Below are 20,502 nucleotides of genomic sequence, written 5' to 3' on the forward strand. Positions count from 1 at the left end.
GGTGATTTGCGATACCCGGCAATGCCGTCACCTTACGCGGCCTTTTTCTGGCTTGGACGGATCAGCACGTCGGCAGAGATGCCGAGGCGTTCGTGAAGACGGCGAATCATCGTAATCGACAGCCCACGCTTCCGGTTCAGAACCTCAGCGATGCGGGTCCGCGTCCCAATGGTCTCTTCCAGGTCCCGCCGTGTCAGCCCTTGCTGCTCCATGCGAAATTTGATCGGCTCGATGGGGTCGGGTGGATCCATCGGATAGTGCTCGGCTTCGTAGGCGTCGATGAGCGTCGCGAACACGTCCAGTGCGGGTGCGCCAATCGCTTAAGCCATCGATCCCGTACTGCTGGCAACTGTCGATAGTTCTGAAAAAGGAAAATAGACTCAAGGTCGAAGATCCGGCGCGGAGTTTTGAACATCCGGGCTCTAGTAGTGGACTTAGGCGCACAAAAGGCTCTTGTGGTCCACAGCTGCCTTACTTTACTGCCGATTGACGGCAACTCGCCCCGTTCGAATCACCTATATTCACCGCCTCTCCACAGGTTGTGCACTGCCAGTCGCGTCCCCCCTTTCACCGAGAGGCAGCGATGAAGCAACTACCGAAGGAACAGCGCGGGGCCGAAGCGCTTCGCCTCAAGATCGATTCTCTGTTGGCGGCGCCATACAGTTGGCGCGGGTACGAACCTCAGCGCCAATGGCTTGAGAAGCTGTTGCAGCGAGATCATTCCTCGGCTGGCTTTACTCCAGCGGAGCGCGATGCTGTCGCGCGGATCGCGTACATGCGCACCCCCTTTGAGGGTTGGGACGGCTACTCGGTTCCTGAGCTGATCAAGGGCGCGCTTCAGTACTCCGCGGATTACGACTATGACGAAGAACTGCTCCTCAGAGAGATCGCCTCGGAGCAACCGATTGCGCTGGTCAGAGATCAGATGCGAACGCTCATCGGGTTGTGCAGAGCTGGCGGTATGGACCTGTCGCCATTCGATGCGAGACCCGATAAAGATGACGGCGAGGCCGCTTGAGAGGTCACTTTCCTCGCGAACAATCCAATTGGAATGTGTGCCGCTTGAACGCCCTACATACGTCCGATGATGCCATCATGCGCCTGTGTTGCCCGACGGGGCAACGACTTTTTGCCCGACGCGTCAACGTCTCTGCAAAGCGTCTAAGTCGTTGATCCCGCTAGGGCCGGCTACTGTGCATGGGGTTGTTTCGATATTTTTTGTTGCGGGGGCACGAAAGCTCACTCGCCCGCTACTTCATCACCCGCAGGCCCTTGGTCGTGAACCGATGCGTCCTGCCGCTTGGCCGCAGCGGACGCTTGGTGCCGGCGGCCTTGCCGGTGCCGGGGGGCTGGTGGGCGGGGACGAGCTGGTGGGGCTGCGAGCCGATGAGGTCAGCGCGGCCCATCTCCTTCAGCGCCTCGCGCAGCAGCGGCCAGTTGTCGGGGTCGTGATAACGCAAGAACGCCTTGTGCAGACGACGCTGGCGCAGGCCCTTGATCGCCTCGACCTTGTCGCTGCCGCCGTGGCGGACGCCGCGCAAGGGATTGACGCCGGTGTGGTACATCGCGGTCGCCGTCGCCATCGGCGAGGGCAGGAAGGTCTGCACCTGATCGGCGCGATAGCGGTTCTTCTTCAGCCAGAGCGCGAGGTTCATCATGTCTTCGTCGGTCGTGCCGGGATGCGCCGCGATGAAATAGGGGATCAGGTAATATTTCTTGCCGGCCTGCTCGGCGGCGGCATCGAACATCCGCTTGAAGCGGTCATAGGCGCCGATGCCCGGCTTCATCATCTTGTCGAGCGGGCCGCGCTCGGTATGTTCCGGCGCGATCTTCAAATAACCGCCGACGTGATGGGTGACCAGCTCCTTGATGTATTCGGGACTCTCGACCGCGAGGTCGTAGCGCACGCCGGAGGCGACCATCACCTTCTTGATGCCGCGGGTCTCGCGCACCTTGCGATAAAGCCGGATCAGATCGTCATGCGAGGTGTTGAGGTTCGGGCAGATCTCGGGGAAGACGCAGGACGGCCGCCGGCACGCCGCCTCGACCTTCGGGTCCTTGCACGCCATCCGGTACATGTTGGCGGTGGGGCCGCCGATGTCGGAGATGACGCCGGTGAAGCCCGGCGTCTTGTCGCGGATCTTCTCGATCTCGCGCAGGATCGAGCCTTCCGAGCGGTTCTGGATGATGCGGCCCTCATGCTCGGTGATCGAGCAGAAGGTGCAGCCGCCGAAGCAGCCGCGCATGATCGTCACCGAGAACCGGATCATCTCCCAGGCCGGAATCCTTGCATCGCCATAGGACGGATGCGGCGCGCGCGCGTAAGGCAGATCGTAGACCGCGTCCATCTCCCCGGTGGTCAGCGGGATCGGCGGCGGGTTGAGCCAGAGATCGCGATCGCCATGACGCTGCACCAGCGGCCGCGCATTGCCGGGATTGCTCTCCCGGTGAAGCACGCGTGAGGCGCGCGCATAGGCCTCGCGGTCCTGCTCGACCTGCTCCAGCGCCGGCAGGCGGATTACGGTTAAGCCGCGTTGGCGCGTTGCACCCTCATCAGCGGAATCGAGATCGTCGGCGTGCAGCTCGGAATAATCCTCGGGCACGCGGCGGAACAGCGCGACGCCCCTGATGTCGTCGAGATCACGCGGCGCTTCGCCGGCGGCGAGCCGCTGCGCCACCTCGACCACGGCGCGCTCGGCATTGCCGTAGAGCAGCAAGTCGGCCTTGGCGTCGGCCAGCACCGAGCGGCGCACCTTGTCGGACCAGTAGTCGTAATGCGCGATCCGGCGCAGCGAGGCCTCGATGCCGCCGAGCACGATGGGGACGTCCTTGAACGCCTCGCGGCAGCGCTGCGCGTACACGATGGTGCAGCGGTCCGGCCGCTTGCCGCCTTCGCCGCCAGCCGTATAGGCGTCATCATGGCGCAGACGGCGGTCCGCGGTGTAGCGGTTCACCATGGAGTCCATGTTGCCGCCGGTGACGCCGAAGAACACGCGCGGCTTGCCCAACGCCCTAAACGGCTCGGCCGAATGCCAGTCCGGCTGCGCGATGATGCCGACGCGAAAACCTTGCGCCTCCAGCAGGCGGCCGATGATCGCCATGCCGAAGCTCGGATGGTCGACATAGGCGTCCCCGGTCACCAGCACGATGTCGCAGGCATCCCAGCCGAGCGTGTTCATCTCGGCGCGGCTCATGGGAAGGAAAGGCGCCGGCTTGCGCGGGCGCGCCTGCGCCATCAGGGGTTTTTCGGCGGTGATGATCTGGGTGTCCATGGGGACCTACGGATAAGACCCCGGAGCTCCGAATTCAACCGACGGGCGCGTGAAAGGTCGGGGTTCCCCGGGGTGCCAGCCAAGCTTCAGCCGCCCGCGAGCAACTGCCGGACCTCGGCGATCGCGTCGTGGTTCACCCGCAGGAACCATCGGCCTCCGCGAACATTCTGATGGAGGGGCGATGCGGCCCGGGTCGCGCGCGCTCGCGTCCGGGTTTGACATTGCCCTGATCTTCGCCTCTGGCGATGGGGGAATTGTGAGCACGGTCATAGAGAACTTGCTGATGCGGAAGCAGAAGCTCGTGGAACAGCTCGAGACGACGCAGTCGGTCGAAGACCGCGACAGGCTCGAGCACCAGCTCGAACAGATCAACACCGCGCTGGATTTTCTGGACAGGCCGGGACCGAGGGAGGGACCGTGACGGCGCTCAATCCACCTTCGGCGCGTCCATCTGCGGCGCCTCCACTTTCAGTGCCTCTACTTTCAACGCCTTGGCATAGACAACGCCCGAATTGGTGATGTGCGTCGTCATCAGCGCTTCGAAGGCCGCGAATTCGCCCCGCGCGAACAGATCGAGCAGCCTGCGATGCTCGTCGAAGGACGAGCGGGTGCGCACGTCGATCGGCGAGGTCAAATTGGTGCGGAGCGCGGCGACGCGGCCGGAGACGAGCTGATAGGATTCGGCGAGGTAACGGTTGCCGCAATGGGCGACCAGCGCCTCGTGAAAAGCGGCGTCGGCGCGGCCATAGGCGATGTTGTCTTTTACCGCGATCGCCGGCTCCATCGCGGCAATCGCTGCGTTCATTGTCGCGATTGCGCCGTCGCGATCGTGGCCGAAGGCGAGCTCGGCCGCTTTCGGCTCGAGTGCGATGCGGAAGGTACAGAGCGCGTTGATGTCTTCCGCACTCGGCGTGAACACGAAGCTGCCGACCTGCGGCCGGATCACCACGAGCCCCTGCGCCTGCAATAGGCCCATCGCCTCGCGCACCGGCGTGCGGCTGACGCCGAAGGAATTTGCCACCATCTCCTCGGAGATGGCAGCGCCGAGCGCGAACTCGCCGTCGATGATGGCCTGGCGCAGCCGCTGCATCACCCGCTGCGACAGCGATTTCGGCGTATCGAGCTTCAGCGACTTCATGGGCTCTCCGGTCAGATCACCTTGCCGGGATTGAGCAGATGCTCGGGATCGAGCGCGGCCTTCAGGGTTCGCATCAGCGCGATCTCGGGCTCGCTCCTGGCATGATCCAGCCACTTCTTCTTCAGCGTGCCGATGCCGTGCTCGGCGGAGACGCTGCCGCCCATCTCGCGCACCAGACCATAGATGATCGCGTCCATCTCCTCCTTCGGCTGCTGCGCGACGGAGAGACCCGTGACCCAGGAGACGAGATGCAGATTGCCGTCGCCGATATGGCCGTAATAGACGCTCTCGCAGCCTTTGATGCCTTTTGCGAGTGCGGCCTTGCAGCGCGTCGCGAACTCGTCCATCCGCGCCACCGCAAGCCCGATGTCGTAGGAGATGTGCGGCCCCAGCACCTGGCCGAATTCGGCGCAGATGTCGCGCACGCGCCAGAAGGCTTGCGTTTGCGCCAGCGATTGCGCCACGGCGGCATCCGCCAGCAGTCCGCGCTCCATCAGCTCTTCCAGCCAGTTTTGGAAGCGCGGTGCATCGATGCTCTCGTCGGTGCCTTGCGCCTCCACCAGCACGTAGAGGCCGTGGCCTGCTGCGACCGGCGGCTTTACGCCGGCGCGCGTCGTGATCACGTCCCAATAGTCCGGCCACATCACCTCGAAGGCCGACAGCAGCGGCCCGAGCCCGCTGCGCGCGGCGCCGAGCAGGGCGATCACCGCGGCATAATCCTTCAGCGCGCAGAGCGCGGCCATGGTCGAGCGCGGTTTGGGAAACAGCCGCAGCACCACGCGGGTGATGATGCCGAGCGTGCCTTCGGAACCGATGAAGAGATGCTTCAGATCGTAGCCGGCGTTGTTCTTCATCAGCTTGTTGAGGCCAGTGATGATGGTGGTGCCGTCGGGGAGCACCACTTCGAGCCCGAGCACCAGCTCGCGCGTCATGCCGTAGCGGATCACGCGGTTGCCGCCGGCATTGGTCGAGAGATTGCCGCCGATGGCGCAGGAGCCGCGCGAGCCGAGATCGAGCGGAAAGAAGAAGCCGGCCTCGTCCGCGGCCTTCTGGATCGTCTCCAGCGGCGTGCCAGCCTTCACCGTCATCGTCGCCGATGCAGGATCGATCTCCTCGATCCCGGTCATGCGCTCCAGCGAGATCGCGACCCAGCCTGCTTCCGGCGAGGCGCCGCGGCACAGCCCGGTCAATCCGCCCTGCGGCACGAAGGGAAGTCGCGCCTGCCGGCAGGTCAGAATCGCATCGGCAACGCCCTGCGCATCGAGCGGGCGGATCACCGCGAGCGGTGTCTGCGGCAAGCTCGCGCTCCAATCGTTGCAATTGCGCGCCGGCACGTCGCTGCCGGTCAGCACCGCGGCCGCGCCGAGCTTGTCGCGCAATGCGCCAAGCAGTTGGTCAGGACGCTCATTCGGGGTCACCATGTCCATGCGAGACCTCCTTAGATCTGACTGCGCCATGGCGCGCTGAAAGGATTTGCTTCTATCTTGTATGTAAGGTACAAGATGGAAAGTAAAGCAAAAACAAGGCTCGATTAGCCGCTTTGAGATCCGTTGGAAATCAGAGGCGTCGCTCGAGGTCGCAGCAAAGGGCGGTGTGATGACGGAGGCAATTCGCGGGTTCTGGGTGGCGTCGGCGACGCCGCTGGCGGCCGACGGCAGCGTGGATTCGACAAAGCTCGCGGCTCACGCCAGGCAGCTCTTCGGCAAGGGCGTCGACGGCGTCGTGCTGTTCGGCACCACGGGCGAAGGCGCCTCCTTCAACGTCGCCGAGCGCATCGCGACCATCGAAGCCGTGCTCCAGGCCGGCGTTGCCCCGGAACGCATCGGCATCGGCGGCGGCTTCCCCGCCATCACCGACAGCATCGCATTGACGCGCGCCGTGCTCGGCCTCGGCCTGCGCCACGTCCTGTTGCTGCCGCCTTACTTCGATCGCAGCGTCACGCCCGAAGGCATCGAGGATGCCTTCGCCGCCATCATCGACGGCGTCGCCGACGATCGACTGCGCGCCTATCTCTATCACATCCCTCAGACGTCGGGCGTTGCGATTCCGACCAGCGTCGCCGCGAGCTTGCGCAAGCGCTACGGCAAGATTATCGCCGGCCTGAAGGACTCCAGTGGCGACTTCAAGCAATTCCAGGCGTTCCGCAAAACCGCGCCCGAGCTCGCCATTACCGTCGGCAACGAAGCCGATATCACGCGAGCGATCGCTGCCGGCGGCGCCGGCACCATCTGCGGCATGGCCAATGTCGTGCCCGAGCTGGTCAAGGGCATGGTCGAGGGCAAGGATGTCGAGGCGCGCATGCAGGCCGCGATCGACATCGTGCTGAAGACGCCGTCGTTCACCGCGACGCTGAAGGCGATCCTGGCGGCGCAGACCGGCGATGCCGCCTGGCTGCGCGTGCGTCCGCCGCTCCGCGCCTCGTCTGACGGCTCCGCGTTCAAGCGCAAGCTTGACGAGTTGACGGCACCCGCGATCGCGTGAGACCGCACAAAATCGTTACACGTCGCCGCGAACGCGCGCACGACGTGTCGCGGTTGGCACGACGGCAATTGGAGATTGCCGTCCGCTGCCGCTCCGTTCTTAGAACCGTTCAACACTAGAGCGATTCAACTCCGCCGACGGTTCTCTTCGCGCACCGTGTCTGTTAGACGCGCCAGCTTCAATGCTGTGTCTGACTTGGAAGTGAATCGAACGTGCCTGCTCATCTGGACGGCCTGCGCGTGAACGGTCGTCGACCCCACGCCGGCAAGAGCCGTGCAGGTCTTCTCATCGGAGCGGCCGTGCTGCTGGTGACGCGCGTCGCTTCTCGCTGTCGGCGACGGTGAAGTTCTAGTGATGGGGCCGCAGCGCGCCGAAGCCGATTTGCGGATCGTCCCGACCAGAGGGGTCGGTGCCGATGCGTGAGTCCTGGCCTGCCTTTAAGTCCATCCTGCTTCAGGTCCATTCCATCGCGGGGCTCGCGCTCGCGCTGCTGCTCGCCTTGATCGCGCTGACCGGCGCGATCATGAGTTTTGAGGACGAGATCGTCGACCATCTCAACGCTGGCATCATGCTGGTGGTGCCGCGGCCCGCGCCGGCGCTGATGCCGGACGAGCTGGTTGCACGGCTGAAGGCAACGCAGGACGTTGGCAAAGTCTCGGCTGTCATGCTGTCGGGCGATCCGTCCGCGGCGGTGCGTGTCCGCTTCGGGCGCGACGAGCAGGGCGGGAGGCCGGCCTCGCTCTATGTCGACCCCTATGACGCACGCGTGCTGGGCTCGCCGCGCGGCGAAGAATTTTTCACAACCGTGCGCAGGCTGCATCGATGGCTGCTCATCCCTGGAGACGCCAAGGGCTGGGGACGTCAGATCACCGGCGCGGCCGCACTCGGCCTGATCGTGATGCTGGTTTCTGGCCTCGTGTTGCGCTGGCCGCGTCGCGCCGGCCGCGCGAAGATGTGGCTGAAGCCGAATCTCTCGCTCAGTGGCCGCGGCCTGCACCGGTCACTGCATGCCGTCATCGGCACCTGGGTCCTGCCGATCTATCTGGTGATGACGCTCACCGGACTCTGGTACTCGTTCGACTGGTACAAGGATGGCGTCGTGTGGTTGTTGTCGCGGCGGCAAAGCCCGGCGGCGAAGATGATGCCCGCAAACCCGCCGCGCGCGGCCGGCCGTCCCGAGCCGGCGCAGCCGATCGGCTTCGATCAGGCATGGACGACGTTCCAGCGCGAGGAGGGCGGCCGCTTCGCCAGGGCTTTGCTGACGCTGCCGGCGAGCCCCGGCACGGTGATCCGGATCCGGTCGTGGGGGACGGACATGACGCTCGAGGCCACGCGCGACGAGTTTCGTATCGACGCGGTCACCGGTCAGCTGGCTTCCGCGGAGCGCTATTCCGACAAGACGTTCGGCGAGAAGGTCATCGCGGCCATTTACGACATCCACCGCGGCGCCATCCTGGGCTGGCCCGGCAAGCTCGCCTTCATGATTGCCGCGGCCTTGATGCCGCTGTTCGCCGTCACCGGCATTCAGCTCTATATGTCACGCCGCAAGCTGCGGCGCCCGGCGCAGCCGCCGCTCGGGCGGCTCGTTCCGGGCGAGTGAGCGGACGCGTAGGCTAGCCAAGCGCGCGACAATCGTTCAAAAGCGCATGACCTCTCTCGTCAAGGTCCACGCCATGAAGCTTCCCACCGTCACTGCCGCCGAGATCCGCCGCGCGCTGCTCCTGCGCGAGGAGATCGCGCTGCTCGATCTCAGATATGAGGCGGCGTTCGCGACCGGTCATCCGCTGTTCGCCGCCAACATGGCTGCCGACCGGATCGCGGTCGAAGCCGAGGTCAGGCTGCCGCGCAAGGACGTGGCGATCGTGCTCTATGATGACGGCGAGGGGCTGGTCGCAACCGGGGCCGAACGGCTGGCCGCGCTCGGCTACAGCAACATCAGCGTGCTCGAAGGCGGGCTAAAGGCTTGGCACGCGGCGGGCTACGAAGTGTTCGAGGACGTCAATTCCTATTCAAAAGCATTTGGCGAACTGGTCGAGGCGCGCCGCCACACGCCTTCGTTCAGCGCCGACGAGGTGGCAAAACTCATTGCCGAGAAGGCCAACATCGCCATTCTCGATGTTCGCCGCTTCGACGAATATGCCACCATGAACATTCCGGGCTCGGTCAGCGTGCCCGGCGCGGAGCTGGTGCTGCGGGCCGGGCAGGCCGCGCCCGACCCTGAAACCACCATCATCGTCAACTGCGCCGGCCGCACCCGCTCGATCATCGGCACCCAATCGCTGATCAATGCCGGCGTGCCCAACAAGGTGCGCGCGCTGCGCAACGGCACCATCGGCTGGACGCTGGCGCGCCACACGCTCGATCACGGCGCTGACAGGCGCGGCGCGATCGGGCCGTTCGAAGGCGGCTCGGCCAATGCCCGCGACGTCGCCTATCGCGCCGGTGTTCGTCATATTGGCGCGAGCGAGGCGGCGGCGCTTGTCGCGCAGACCGATCGCACGCTCTATCGCTTCGACGTGCGCGACGCCGAGGAATATGCCGCAGGCCATCTGCCGGGCTTCCGTCATTATCCCGGCGGCCAGCTGGTCCAGGAGACCGACATGGCCGCGCCGGTGCGCGGGGCGCGTATCCTCCTGACCGACGACAAGGGCGTGCGTGCCGACATGACGGCGTCCTGGCTGGCGCAGATGGGCTGGGAGGTCTATGTGCTCGAAGGTGGCTATGACGGTGCGCTCGAAATTGGTCCGCCGCGCCTGCTGCCCAAGCCCGATCCGGCGCATCGCTACCGCCGGCCCTATGAAGGCACCGACGTCGCGCAAGCCGCGATGCAGGCCTATCTGGATTGGGAGTATGGTCTCGTCGAGCAGCTCCGCCGGGATGGAACGCACGGGTTTTATGTGATTTGACTCTGTTGCCGCGCAACAAATCTTCTTCGTCGTCCTGGACAAGCGAGCGCTTGGCAACGCGTAGCGTTGTCCGATAGCGAGCGCTGATCCAGGACCCATTACCACCGTCCCGTGTTGTCTGGGGATCTCGTGGCCCCAGATTGCCGGACACCAGGCGTCTGGGATAATGGGTCCTGGCTTTCGCCAGGACGACTTTGAAGCTGAGAGCGGTGCCTCCCTGCTTACCGGCCGCCGCCATCTTCTCCCCGCATCCAATCCCTATTGTGCCGCGGACCGTCCGCGGTCTATGAGCTGCGGCAAAGCTGCTACTTACGGAGACACCATGCCAGCCCCAGGCCAAAGCCCCGAGCGGAATGCGAAGGCGCTGCTGCTCGAAGGCGTCAATGACAGCGCTGTCGACCTGTTCAAAAGCGCGGGCTTCACCAATGTCGAGCGCCTGACCAAGGCGCTGGACGGCGAAGATCTGCGGCGGGCGCTCAAGGGCGTGTCGCTGCTCGGCATCCGCTCGCGCACCCAGATCACCGACGAGGTGCTTGGCGCCGCCGACCAGCTCCTCGCAGTCGGCTGCTTCAGCGTTGGAACCAATCAGGTCGATCTCACCGCGGCGCACAAGCGCGGCATTCCCGTCTTCAACGCGCCGTTCTCCAACACGCGCAGCGTCGCCGAGCTCGTGATCGGCGAGATCGTGATGCTGCTGCGGCGGATCTTTCCGCGCTCGGTGTCGGCACATGAGGGCGGCTGGGACAAGTCGGCGACCGGCAGCCGCGAGGTCCGCGGCCGCACGCTCGGCATCGTCGGCTACGGCAATATCGGCTCGCAGCTCTCGACGCTTGCCGAAGCCATGGGCATGCGCGTGATCTATTTCGACCGAACCGACAAGCTCCGCCACGGCAACACCGAGCCGGTCGAGAAACTGGAAGAGCTGCTGGCGCAGAGCGACATCGTCAGCCTGCATGTGCCGGAGACGCCGGAGACATCAGGCATGATCGGCGAGAAGGAGCTGCGGGCGATGAAGTCAGGCTCGTTCCTGATCAACAACAGCCGCGGCACCGTGGTCGATCTCGATGCGCTCGCGCGCGCCTTGCGCGATGGTCATCTCGCCGGCGCGGCCGTCGACGTGTTTCCGGTCGAGCCCTCCTCGAACGCGGACCGGTTCAAGAGTCCGGTGCAGGGCCTCGAGAACGTCATCCTCACGCCGCATATCGGCGGCTCGACCGAGGAGGCGCAGGAGCGCATCGGCGGTGAGGTCGCGCGCAAGCTGATCGACTATTTCATCACGGGATCGACCATGGGCGCGGTGAACTTCCCCGAGGTGCAGCTGCACTTACGCCCCTCCGGCGCGCGCTTCAGCCACGTCCATCGCAACGTGCCTGGCATGCTGCGCCGGCTCAACGAAGTCTTCCTCCAGCGCGACATCAACATCGCCGCGCAATATCTGGAGACCGCCGGCGACCTCGGCTATGTCGTGCTCGACGCCGACCTCGGCGGTCAGGATTCAGCCGCGCTGCTCCAGCAGATCCGCGCCCTCGACGGCACGGTCGGCGCGCGGCTGGTGTTCGAGCACTAGCGCGTCATTGACGGCCGGCCGGAGGTCGCCTTCAATGCGGCTTCCTGACGGATCGAACGAGAATAGAAAACGGGGGGAACGATGGCGCAAATGCGTGCGAAGCTCTGTGTCTTGCTCGTAGGGACCGCGGCTGCGTTGACTGCGGGCAGCGCGTCGGCGGCGACGCTGGCGGAAGATGCAGATGCCGTCTGCAAGGCGCTCGTCGGCGGCACGGACGCCGTGAAGATTGATTCCGCGACCCTGCAGGCGCCGTCGCAGCTTGCTGTCGCCGAGCGTGGGCCGACGCCGTCGGGACGCATCACGCCGGCCAATCCGCGCTTCTGCAAGGTGCTCGGACACATCGATCCCACCGATCCCAAGGCGCCGCCGATCAAATTCCAGGTCAACCTTCCCGGCGAATGGAACGGGCGCTCGCTGCAATATGGCGGCGGCGGTTTTAATGGCGTGCTGATCACGGGACTTGCGCTGCCGCCGGCCTATCCGTTCGACAAGCCGTCACCGCTGGCGCGCGGCTTCGTCACCTATGGCACCGATTCCGGCCACGAGACCAAGCAGGGCGAGCCACCGCAGCTGTTCGCGCTCAACGATGAGGCGTTCGAGAATTTCGCCCATCGCGCCTACAAGAAGGTGCGCGATGCCGCCGTCGCGCTGATGCAGCGCGCCTACGGCAGGAAGCCGGACAAGATCTATTTCATGGGCTCGTCCGAGGGTGGCCGCGAAGGCCTCACCATGGCCCAGCGCTACCCCGACGATTTCGACGGCATCTTCGCCCGTGTGCCCGTGATCAACTGGGTCGGCTTGCAGCATGCCGGCACCCGCTCGGGTCTCGCGACCATGGGCGAGGGCTGGATCAATCCGGCGCAGGTCAAGCTCGTCGGCGATGCCGTGCGCGTGGCCTGCGACAAGGCCGATGGCTCCGACGATGCGCTGGTGCAGGATCCTGTCGCCTGCAAGGCGGCGTTCAAGGTCGAGATGCTGCGCTGCGCGGCGGGCCAGAGCGGCCATCAGTGCCTCACCGAGGCGCAGATCAAGGCCGTGAACACGCTGCATGGCACCTACAAATTCCCGTTCGCGCTCGCCAATGGTCTCGACGATTATCCGGGTTGGGGCATCTCCGGCGAGGACACGCCGGCAATCGGCCCGACCGGCGGCTGGGTGGCCTGGTGGCTCGGCACCGCGCCACCCGCGCAGCCGCCTGCGCCCAACAACGGCATCGCCTGGATTTACGGTGCCGGCGGCATTCAATATGTGTTCGCGCGCGATCCCAAGCTCGACGTCACCACCTACAAGCTGGAGGAGCACAAGGCGCGGCTGCTCGAAGTCTCCAAGCTGATGGATTCGACCGATCCCGATCTCAGCCGCTTCCGGATGCGCGGCGGCCGGCTGATCATGCTCGAGCACATGGCCGACTACGCACAGAGCCCCTATGCCGGCATCCGCTATTTCGAGAGCGTCGAGCGCAAGCTCGGCAAGGCCGAGACGGCCGAGTTTGCGCGGCTCTACACCGCCCCCGGTGTCGACCATGTCGGCTCCGGGGCGCCGGCCAATGTCGACATGCTGAGCGCGCTGGTCGACTGGGTCGAGAACGGCAAGGCGCCCGGCGATCTCGAAGTCACCGAGCAGAAGGTCGAGGCGCCGTCGTTTGCGGTGACCCGCGCGCTGCCGCTGTGCCGCTGGCCGGCCTGGCCGCACTACAAGAGCGGCCCGGTGACGGAGGCCTCGAGCTTTACCTGTGCGCCGTAGCGAAACGGCTCGTTTGACAGCCGCCTTGCGCTCAGCTAGATATTTCGCATGCGAAATAATGTCGGTGCACCCACGCACCATCGGCTGATCTACCTGCTGAGCGTCGCGCAACGCCGGTTGCAGCGCTGGATGGCGGCTCGGCCCGAGAGCGAGGTGACGCCGGCGCAGGCCGGGCTGCTCTTCATCCTCGGCCGACAGGACGGCGTCCTGATGGGCGAGGCCGGCGCGGCGCTCGATCTTGGCCCGGCCGGCATTTCCGGCCTCGTCGACCGCACGGCGGCCGCCAAACTGATCGAACGGCGAGCCGACCGCGAGGACGGGCGCGCCTGGCGGATCTGGCTGACGCCGAAGGGGCGCACCGCGCTGGCGCAGGCGAAAGCAGGCGCCGCGGAAGTCAACGCGGCGCTGACGGAAGGATTCACCAGTGCGGAGATCGACATCGTCGCGCGCTGGCTGACGAGCATTCAGGACAAGTTTCCAAGAGGGGTAGAGGAATGACCGAGCACGTCCGGATCGAGAGCAATGGTGGAATTCTCATCCTCACACTGGCGCGCCCCGACAAGAAGAACGCGCTCACGGATGCGATGTACGGCAAGCTCGCCGACAGCATCGAATCCGCCGAGTTCGATCCGTCGGCCCGCGTGATCCTGATCCGCGGCGAGGGCGACATGTTCACTGCCGGCAACGACGTCGGCGAATTCGCAGCGGTCGCTGCGGGCAAGTCGGAAGGCAGCCGCAACGTCGTGCGCTTCATCCAGTCGCTGGCGCGATGCACCCGGCCGCTGGTTGCGGCCGTGCAGGGCCGCGCCGTCGGTGTCGGCACCACGATGCTGTTGCATTGCGATCTCGTCGTGCTCGCCGACAATGCGCAATTGTCGACGCCGTTCGTCAGCCTGGCGCTGGTGCCGGAGGCGGCGTCCAGCCTGCTGATGCCGGCGCGCATCGGCTACGCCCGAGCCTACGAGATGTTCGCGCTCGGCGAGACGGTCCCGGCGCAGGCCGCGCTGGAATGGGGCCTCGCCAACCGCGTGGTGCCGCTCGACCAGCTCGATGCCGAGGCCCTCGCACTCGCCCAGCGTCTGGTCCGCCAGCCGGCCGGCGCGCTCATCGCCACCAAGAAGCTGATGCGCAATGGCGAGGCGCTGGTCGCGCAGATGAACGCGGAGGGCGAGCAGTTCGCGCAGCGCCTGCGCACCGCCGAAGCGCGCGAGGCATTCACCGCCTTTGCCGAGCGCCGTCCGCCTGATTTCACCAAGGTTGGGTGAAGGAACGCGGCCTACCGGCAGGCACAACCGCGGTATTTGATTAAAGCCTTAACCAAACCTTGGCATGTCGCGATGCAAGGTGGCCTATTCGTGACGAGTAGGCCCCGACCCATGGCAATGTTTAAGAAATCGGTAAGCACGCTTCTCCTGGTGTTGATGGCGCTGCTGGCGGTCGGTGCGCTGACCAGCACGGCGATCCAGATGCTCGGGGCCTTCGGCCGCTATAGCGACAGTCTGGAGACTGAGCGGCTCGCGAACGCCGACAAGGCGATCTTCCATGGCGTGCTGTCCTTGCGCAACAATCGCGGCGATGCTCAGAGCGCGCTGCTCGGCGAGGACGATCCGCGCGCCAAGCTGGGCGCCGCCGAGAAGGCAGAGCAGGCCGGCTTTGACGCCATCATGGCCGCGCTCTCCACCGTCGAATTCGCCCGCCGGGACGAGCTTGCGAGCACGCTGAAACAGCGTTGGAGCGAGGCCGCGCCGAAATTCCAGCTGTTCTACGACGAGGCCAAGCTGCCGCGCGGCGAGCGCAAGGTGGAGCGCACCGCCGCCTGGTACGATGCCGTCACCAAGGTGATCGAGACCGCCAATCTCGCGTCCACCGCGGTGTCGAACCGCGCCTGGATGAACGATCCTTTCATCGCCCGCATGATCCAGGCCCGCCGCCTCGCCTGGCAGGTGCGCGACCGCTACGGCATCCAGTGCTCGACCCTGCGCCCGAACGTCAACAGCTCCAAGCCGCTGGACGAGACCCAGAGGCAGACCGTGGCCGGCTGGAACGGCATCGTCACCGCCGGCTGGACCGGCATGGACGAGTTGCTGGCTGCGCCCGACGTGACTGCGGACCTCGTCAACGCGGCCAAGGAGGCGCGCGCCAAGACCAACGGTGTCCTCAAGCAGATCGGCGAGCTGACCAAAAGCTTCGACGGCAGCGGCCGTCCTGCGATGCCCGCCGCGGAATGGAACACGCTGTGCCAGTCGCCGTTCGCGTCCATCGTCGCCATCGCGAACAAGGCCCTCGACCAGTCGATCGCACGCGCGGAGACGGTTCAGCAGAAAGCCCTCACCAAGCTGATCGTGCAGTCGCTCGCGTTCCTACTGGCGTTGGCCGTGACCCTGGCCGGCGTGTTCGTGGTGCGCAATCGCCTCATGCGCCCGGTGCGCGCCATTCTCGATGCCATCGCCCGCATCAGCGCGCGCGACTATGCGACTGCGGTGCCGCAATCCCGGCATCCCGACGAGTTCGGCACCATGGCCGCCGCGCTCGAAAGTCTGCGCGAAAGCGCGGCGACCGCCGAACGCCTGGGCCAGGAGCGCGAATCGCAGCAGGCGCTCCAGCTCGCCCGCTCCGGCACCGTCGATGCGGCCTGCCGCAGCTTCGACGATACGGTGCAGGCGGTCATCCAGAGCGTCGTAGCGTCGACGAAGGAGCTCGATGCCACTGCGACTGACGTGCGCTCGCTGGTTTCGGAATCGGGCAGCCAGACCGCGGCGGTCTCCTCTGCGGCCGAGCAGGCCACCAACAATCTCGAGACCATCGCGGCCGCGACCGAGGAACTCTCCGCATCCGTCGGCGAGATCTCCGCGCAGGTGCAGTCCAGCGCCCGCGAGGCCCGCGAGGCCGTTGCGCAGGCCGAGCAGACCAATGCGACGGTGGAGATCCTCGACCAGACCGCGAGCCGGATCGGCGAGGTCGTGAAGATGATCAACGCCATTGCCGGCCAGACCAACCTCTTGGCCTTGAACGCCACCATCGAAGCCGCGCGTGCCGGCGAGGCCGGCCGCGGCTTTGCCGTGGTCGCCGGCGAGGTCAAGAGCCTTGCGGCGCAGACTGCAACCGCGACCGAAGAGATCTCGCGCCAGGTCGAGGAAATCCAGGGCGCCACCGGGCAGGCCGTGGCCGCCATCCGTTCGATCGGCGGCGCCATCAGCGGCATCGACGAGAAGATGACGGCAATTGCCGCCGCCGTCGAGCAGCAGCGCGCGGCGACCACCGAGATCTCGCGCAACTTCCAGCAGGCCGCACAAGGCACCCGCGAGGTCACCGACACCATCGGCAGCGTCGCCAGGCTGAACCAGGAGACCGGCAACGCCGGCACGGTGTTGTCGGATTCCGTCAAGAAGATGTCGGCCGACGCCGATCGTCTCCGCGTCGCGGTCGAGGGCTTCTTGGGCGCCGTGAAGACCGCGTAGTCGCCTCGTAGTCCCTCTCAGTTCTTCCATCCAACGTCGCGCGGGCATTGCCGCCGGTCCGCGCGGCGGGTACATCTGTGTGCCGGCTCGCTTCGCGAGCGCTGAGACAGACGTAAGAGACATCAGGGATGGAGAGTTCGATGCCGGTCACGCCACAACACAAGGTCCAGCGCCCCTATCGCGGCGTGTTCCCGGTCGCGCCCACCATCTTCGACGAGCGCGGCGAGCTCGACCTCGAGGGCCAGCGTCGCTGCATCGATTTCATGATCGATGCCGGCTCGAACGGCCTCTGCATCCTCGCCAATTTCTCCGAGCAGTTCGTGCTCACCGATGCCGAGCGCGAAACGGTGATGCATACGGTGCTGGAGCATGTGGCGGGCCGGGTTCCCGTGATCGTCACCACCACGCATTTCAGCTCGGCCGTCTGCGCCGCGCGCAGCCGGCAGGCCGAGGCGGCCGGCGCAGCCATGGTGATGGTGATGCCGCCCTATCACGGCGCGACCTTCCGCGTGCCCGAGAAAGGCATCGTCGAATTCTTCAAGGTGCTCTCGGACGCGATCAACATTCCCATCATGATCCAGGATGCGCCGGTGGCCGGCACGCCGCTCTCCGTCGAGCTGCTCGCGCGGCTGGCACGGGAGCTCGCCAACATCCGCTATTTCAAGATCGAGGTGCCCTTCGCCGCTGCCAAGCTGCGCAGCCTGATCGAGGCGGGCGGTAAGGACATCGAGGGTCCCTGGGACGGCGAGGAGGCGATCACGCTGCTGGCCGATCTCGACGCTGGCGCCACTGGTGCGATGACCGGCGGCGGCTATCCCGACGGCATCCGCCAGATCATCGATCCCTATTTCGCCGGCAAGCGCGAGGAAGCGAAAGCCGCCTATGAGCGCTGGCTGCCGCTGATCAATTACGAGAACCGCCAATGCGGCCTGATCGCCTGCAAGGTGATGATGCAGGCCGGCGGCGTGATCAAGTCGGACACGGTGCGCCATCCGCTCCAGCCGCTGCATCCGGCGACGCGCGCGGGGCTACTGGAGCTGGCCAAGGAGCGCGATGCGCTGGCGCTGCGGTGGGGGAAGTAGGGCGCAAATATACTCCGCTGTCGTCCCGGCTTTAGCCGGGACGACAGCGAGGGGGAGGTGCACACTCGAGCACCATCCCTCATCTCATCAGCCCATCTCGCCCGACGGCGTCGAATTAACGCGATTCCGCCCGTTTCCCGCAGCCCGGCGATGACATATTATACGCTCGCCAACCAGGGCCCGCGGAGCAATCCCGAGACATCGCGTAACACCTCTTCATTATGCCGTTATCCCGAGCCAGGTTGGAGCGAACCGACAGAACAGGGAGGCAGTGCCATGACGATGAGGCCGGATCCCACCTTTCACGCATCGCCCAAGCTTGCGATGGAAGCACCAGCGGAGAACTTTGCCTACACGCTGCTGCTCAGTCCAGATTTCTCAAAACCCGATGCTCTCGCGGTCATCGACGTCAAGCCGGGATCGCCGACCTACAGCCAGATCGTCCACACCGTGACGATGCCCAACAAGGGCGATGAGTTTCATCACTTCGGCTGGAATGCCTGCTCCTCCGCCTTGTCGCCACTCGCCGGACATGCCTTCATCGAGCGGCGCTATCTCATCATCCCCGGACTGCGCTCGTCGCGGATCTACATCATCGACACCAAGCCGGATCCGACCAAAGCCAAGATCCACAAGATCATCGAGCCCGATGAAGTCTTCAAGAAGACCGGTTACTCGCGGCCGCATACCATCCATTGCGGGCCGGACGGCATCTATGTGAGCACGCTGGGCGGTGGCGGCAAGGACGGCACCAACGGTCCTCCAGGTGTTTTCATCATGGATTGCGAGACGTTCGAGGTCCTGGGACGATGGGAGATCGACCGCGGTCCGCAGACGCTGCACTATGATTTCTGGTGGAACCTGCCGCGCGACTACATGGTGACGAGTGAATGGGCGTTGCCGCCGCAGTTCGAGAACGGGATCGTCCCGGAAGATCTGCTTGCGAATAAATATGGCCATCGTCTCCACTTCTGGGATCTTCGCGCCCGTCGCAACGTCCAGACCATCGACCTCGGCGCCAATCATCAGATGGCGCTGGAAGTACGACCGGCGCATGATCCGGTTCGCGAGTACGGCTTCGTCGGTGTCGTGGTCGACACCACCAATCTCGAAGCATCGATCTGGACCTGGTGGCGAGACGGCGGGACATTCCACGTGGAGAAGACGGCGACGATCCCGCCCGAGCCCGCGCCAAAGGAGAAGCTCCCGCCGCTGCTGCAGGGCTTTGGCGCCGTGCCGCCGCTGGTGACCGATATCGACCTGTCGATGGACGATCGCTTTCTCTATGTCTCCTGCTGGGGAACGGGTGAAATGCGCCAGTACGACGTCAGTGATCCGCGCAAGCCAAAGCATGCAGGCTCGGTCCACATCGGCGGCATCGCGCGCCGCACGCCGCATCCGAACGGCAAGGCATTCGCGGCAGGTCCGCAGATGGTCGAGATCAGCCGCGACGGCAGGCGCGTGTACTGGACCAATTCGCTCTATTCCACCTGGGATGACCAGTTCTATCCCGACGGAGTTCCGGGCGTGGAGGTCATGGCCAATGTCGGTCGCGACGGCGGCCTCGAGCTCGACAAGGATTACTTCGTGACCTTCCCTGACGGATATCGTGCGCACCAGATCAGGCTGGAGGGCGGCGATTGTTCGACGGACTCCTTTTGCTACCCGTCGGCCTAGATTGGGGACACGCGAGCCCGGCGCTTGGCTGGCTCTGGCTCGCGCTTGTTGCGAGCGGTCTCTATCACGGGATCAATCCGGGAATGGGATGGCCGCTCGCCGTTTCGGCCGGGCTCCTGGACAAGAGCCCACGCGCGCTCTTCCGTGCATTGTGGGCTCTGGCGGCCGGACATCTCCTGGCAACGCTTCTCGTTCTGCTGCCGTTCGCGCTGCTGCTCGTGCTGGCCGAGTGGCAGCGCTCGATCCAGATCGGTGCGAGCCTTCTCGTCATCGGCTTTGGCGTCTATCGGCTGATCGACCGGCGTCATCCGCGCGCGCTGGCCCGAATTCCGCAAACGCAATTGGCGCTCTGGTCATCTGCCGTTGCCATTGCTCACGGCGCCGCCTTGATGCTCGTGCCGATCTATCTCGGTCTCTGCCAGGCCTTCGAACTCGATGCCGGCCATGAGGCCGCTGGCGCGCTAATGAAGGCAAGTCTCGGGATGGCGGTGCTGGTGTCACTGGTGCACGTTGCCGCCATGATCGGCGCGGGCGGATGTCTGGCGTGGCTGGTCTACCGCTATCTCGGATTGAGGTTTGTCTCGCGAAGCTGGTTCAATCTGGATATGATCTGGGCGGCCAGCCTCGTTCTGGTAGGCGCGGTGGCGCTCGCCTTCAATCTGTCGAGCCGGCAGTGACTAAAGCCGCGGGTGGTTCACCTCTCCCGCTTGCGGGAGAGGCGTAGGCCGCCTCCGGCGGCCGTCATCTCAAGCCACGCCGAGGCAAAGCCTCGGCTACGGCGAAGCGCCGGGTGAGGGCTTTCTCCTCTTGGGGATTGTCCCATTGCGGAGACACCCTCTCCCCAACCCTCTCCCGCAAGCGAGAACTTTGCATAATCGGCGAATCTGCGATTCCCTGGACCGGTTGGAGGGGACGGGAATGGCATATCGGCAGGTGGGGCAACCGAGCTTTGCGGACGCGCTGGTGTCGCGGCAGGGGAAAGCCAATCCGGTACTAAGGCGGATTGGCGAACTGGTCGATTGGGCAGCAGTGGAGCGCGTGCTGCGCGGCCTGCCGGAACCGGAGCGCGGGGCGCCGGCTTATCCGCGGCTGCTGATGTTCAAGGCGCTGCTGCTGCAGCAATGGTATGGACTGTCCGATCCGGAGCTTGAAGAGGCGCTGGATGACCGTGCTTCGTT

Annotated in this window: 17 protein-coding genes and 1 pseudogene; 14 read left to right on the top strand and 4 right to left on the bottom strand. The window is 65.3% G+C overall.

All coding sequences use genetic code 11. From position 1 onward, the window contains the following. Nucleotides 1-32 precede the first annotated feature (32 nt). Nucleotides 33-302: pseudogene (locus BLV07_RS16425) on the bottom strand (helix-turn-helix domain-containing protein); the annotation flags it as partial. A 281-nt stretch (nucleotides 303-583) separates the two neighbouring features. On the opposite strand from BLV07_RS16425, the gene BLV07_RS16430 reads away from it, so the two are divergent. After that, nucleotides 584-1,018, top strand: a complete 435-nt coding sequence (locus BLV07_RS16430) for a hypothetical protein (protein WP_091887357.1) — start codon at nucleotides 584-586, stop codon at nucleotides 1,016-1,018. A gap of 232 nt (nucleotides 1,019-1,250) precedes the next feature. Here BLV07_RS16430 and BLV07_RS16435 read toward each other — a convergent pair whose 3' ends face one another. Beyond that, nucleotides 1,251-3,272 carry a YgiQ family radical SAM protein gene (locus tag BLV07_RS16435; RefSeq protein ID WP_091887359.1) on the bottom strand — a complete coding sequence of 674 codons (2,022 nt, stop codon included), beginning with the start codon at nucleotides 3,270-3,272 and terminating at the stop codon, nucleotides 1,251-1,253. A 181-nt stretch (nucleotides 3,273-3,453) separates the two neighbouring features. On the opposite strand from BLV07_RS16435, the gene BLV07_RS16440 reads away from it, so the two are divergent. Further along, nucleotides 3,454-3,693 (top strand): hypothetical protein, encoded by a 240-nt coding sequence (locus BLV07_RS16440; protein ID WP_091887361.1) that lies wholly within the window; start codon nucleotides 3,454-3,456, stop codon nucleotides 3,691-3,693. A gap of 6 nt (nucleotides 3,694-3,699) precedes the next feature. On the opposite strand, the gene BLV07_RS16445 is transcribed toward BLV07_RS16440, so the two are convergent. Both BLV07_RS16445 and BLV07_RS16450 read right to left on the bottom strand, forming a co-directional pair. After that, nucleotides 3,700-4,410 (bottom strand): GntR family transcriptional regulator, encoded by a 711-nt coding sequence (locus BLV07_RS16445; RefSeq protein WP_176945571.1) that lies wholly within the window; start codon nucleotides 4,408-4,410, stop codon nucleotides 3,700-3,702. Nucleotides 4,411-4,421: 11 nt separating this feature from the next. Beyond that, nucleotides 4,422-5,837 (bottom strand): FAD-binding oxidoreductase, encoded by a 1,416-nt coding sequence (locus BLV07_RS16450; protein ID WP_091887363.1) that lies wholly within the window; start codon nucleotides 5,835-5,837, stop codon nucleotides 4,422-4,424. Nucleotides 5,838-6,006: 169 nt separating this feature from the next. On the opposite strand from BLV07_RS16450, the gene BLV07_RS16455 reads away from it, so the two are divergent. From BLV07_RS16455 to BLV07_RS50095, 12 genes are all read left to right on the top strand, one after another. Beyond that, the gene (locus tag BLV07_RS16455) at nucleotides 6,007-6,891 is read left to right on the top strand and encodes a dihydrodipicolinate synthase family protein (RefSeq protein WP_176945572.1); all 885 of its coding nucleotides are present in this window, start codon (nucleotides 6,007-6,009) and stop codon (nucleotides 6,889-6,891) included. A 415-nt stretch (nucleotides 6,892-7,306) separates the two neighbouring features. Then, complete coding sequence (locus tag BLV07_RS16460; RefSeq protein WP_091887367.1) at nucleotides 7,307-8,491, top strand: PepSY-associated TM helix domain-containing protein; 1,185 nt, start codon at nucleotides 7,307-7,309, stop codon at nucleotides 8,489-8,491. Between the two features lie 73 nt (nucleotides 8,492-8,564). Continuing rightward, nucleotides 8,565-9,797, top strand: a complete 1,233-nt coding sequence (locus BLV07_RS16465; RefSeq protein ID WP_176945578.1) for a rhodanese-like domain-containing protein — start codon at nucleotides 8,565-8,567, stop codon at nucleotides 9,795-9,797. A 322-nt stretch (nucleotides 9,798-10,119) separates the two neighbouring features. Next, a complete protein-coding gene (gene serA, locus BLV07_RS16470) occupies nucleotides 10,120-11,364 on the top strand; it encodes a phosphoglycerate dehydrogenase (protein WP_091887371.1) in 1,245 nt (414 codons plus the stop codon). Between the two features lie 81 nt (nucleotides 11,365-11,445). Further along, nucleotides 11,446-13,107, top strand: coding sequence for a tannase/feruloyl esterase family alpha/beta hydrolase (locus BLV07_RS16475; RefSeq protein WP_091887373.1), 1,662 nt, complete (start codon nucleotides 11,446-11,448; stop codon nucleotides 13,105-13,107). A 48-nt stretch (nucleotides 13,108-13,155) separates the two neighbouring features. Beyond that, the gene (locus BLV07_RS16480; protein WP_091887374.1) at nucleotides 13,156-13,605 is read left to right on the top strand and encodes a MarR family winged helix-turn-helix transcriptional regulator; all 450 of its coding nucleotides are present in this window, start codon (nucleotides 13,156-13,158) and stop codon (nucleotides 13,603-13,605) included. Then, on the top strand, nucleotides 13,602-14,372 hold the full coding sequence (locus BLV07_RS16485) for an enoyl-CoA hydratase (protein ID WP_091887376.1): 771 nt from the start codon (nucleotides 13,602-13,604) through the stop codon (nucleotides 14,370-14,372). Before BLV07_RS16480 ends, BLV07_RS16485 begins: the two co-directional genes overlap by 4 nt. Nucleotides 14,373-14,483: 111 nt before the next feature. Next, nucleotides 14,484-16,565: a methyl-accepting chemotaxis protein gene (locus tag BLV07_RS16490; protein WP_176945573.1), complete on the top strand. Its 2,082-nt coding sequence runs from the start codon at nucleotides 14,484-14,486 to the stop codon at nucleotides 16,563-16,565. Between the two features lie 140 nt (nucleotides 16,566-16,705). Then, the gene (locus BLV07_RS16495; RefSeq protein WP_091887423.1) at nucleotides 16,706-17,647 is read left to right on the top strand and encodes a dihydrodipicolinate synthase family protein; all 942 of its coding nucleotides are present in this window, start codon (nucleotides 16,706-16,708) and stop codon (nucleotides 17,645-17,647) included. A 276-nt stretch (nucleotides 17,648-17,923) separates the two neighbouring features. Then, a complete protein-coding gene (locus tag BLV07_RS16500; protein WP_091887379.1) occupies nucleotides 17,924-19,324 on the top strand; it encodes a selenium-binding protein SBP56-related protein in 1,401 nt (466 codons plus the stop codon). A gap of 83 nt (nucleotides 19,325-19,407) precedes the next feature. After that, entirely contained in the window at nucleotides 19,408-20,001 is a 594-nt protein-coding gene (locus BLV07_RS16505; RefSeq protein ID WP_091887381.1) for a hypothetical protein, read from the top strand. A gap of 241 nt (nucleotides 20,002-20,242) precedes the next feature. Then, nucleotides 20,243-20,502 (top strand): transposase (locus BLV07_RS50095; RefSeq protein WP_143035434.1); only part of this gene is annotated, 260 nt, incomplete at its 3' end.

The sequence above is a fragment of the Bradyrhizobium sp. Rc2d genome (assembly GCF_900099855.1).
In the GTDB taxonomy this organism is placed as follows: domain Bacteria; phylum Pseudomonadota; class Alphaproteobacteria; order Rhizobiales; family Xanthobacteraceae; genus Bradyrhizobium.

What these genes read in the sequence shown, in the direction of transcription:
- BLV07_RS16445 (WP_176945571.1), bottom strand. Translation starts at nt 4,410, where the DNA reads ATGAAGTCGCTGAAGCTCGATACGCCGAAATCGCTGTCGCAGCGGGTG.
- BLV07_RS16435 (WP_091887359.1), bottom strand. Translation starts at nt 3,272, where the DNA reads ATGGACACCCAGATCATCACCGCCGAAAAACCCCTGATGGCGCAGGCG.
- BLV07_RS16475 (WP_091887373.1), top strand. Translation starts at nt 11,446, where the DNA reads ATGGCGCAAATGCGTGCGAAGCTCTGTGTCTTGCTCGTAGGGACCGCG.
- BLV07_RS16500 (WP_091887379.1), top strand. Translation starts at nt 17,924, where the DNA reads ATGACGATGAGGCCGGATCCCACCTTTCACGCATCGCCCAAGCTTGCG.
- BLV07_RS16480 (WP_091887374.1), top strand. Translation starts at nt 13,156, where the DNA reads ATGCGAAATAATGTCGGTGCACCCACGCACCATCGGCTGATCTACCTG.
- BLV07_RS16485 (WP_091887376.1), top strand. Translation starts at nt 13,602, where the DNA reads ATGACCGAGCACGTCCGGATCGAGAGCAATGGTGGAATTCTCATCCTC.
- BLV07_RS16450 (WP_091887363.1), bottom strand. Translation starts at nt 5,837, where the DNA reads ATGGACATGGTGACCCCGAATGAGCGTCCTGACCAACTGCTTGGCGCA.
- BLV07_RS16455 (WP_176945572.1), top strand. Translation starts at nt 6,007, where the DNA reads ATGACGGAGGCAATTCGCGGGTTCTGGGTGGCGTCGGCGACGCCGCTG.
- BLV07_RS16440 (WP_091887361.1), top strand. Translation starts at nt 3,454, where the DNA reads ATGCGGCCCGGGTCGCGCGCGCTCGCGTCCGGGTTTGACATTGCCCTG.
- BLV07_RS16465 (WP_176945578.1), top strand. Translation starts at nt 8,565, where the DNA reads ATGAAGCTTCCCACCGTCACTGCCGCCGAGATCCGCCGCGCGCTGCTC.
- serA (WP_091887371.1), top strand. Translation starts at nt 10,120, where the DNA reads ATGCCAGCCCCAGGCCAAAGCCCCGAGCGGAATGCGAAGGCGCTGCTG.
- BLV07_RS16430 (WP_091887357.1), top strand. Translation starts at nt 584, where the DNA reads ATGAAGCAACTACCGAAGGAACAGCGCGGGGCCGAAGCGCTTCGCCTC.
- BLV07_RS16460 (WP_091887367.1), top strand. Translation starts at nt 7,307, where the DNA reads ATGCGTGAGTCCTGGCCTGCCTTTAAGTCCATCCTGCTTCAGGTCCAT.
- BLV07_RS16495 (WP_091887423.1), top strand. Translation starts at nt 16,706, where the DNA reads ATGCCGGTCACGCCACAACACAAGGTCCAGCGCCCCTATCGCGGCGTG.
- BLV07_RS16505 (WP_091887381.1), top strand. Translation starts at nt 19,408, where the DNA reads ATGGGATGGCCGCTCGCCGTTTCGGCCGGGCTCCTGGACAAGAGCCCA.
- BLV07_RS16490 (WP_176945573.1), top strand. Translation starts at nt 14,484, where the DNA reads ATGGCAATGTTTAAGAAATCGGTAAGCACGCTTCTCCTGGTGTTGATG.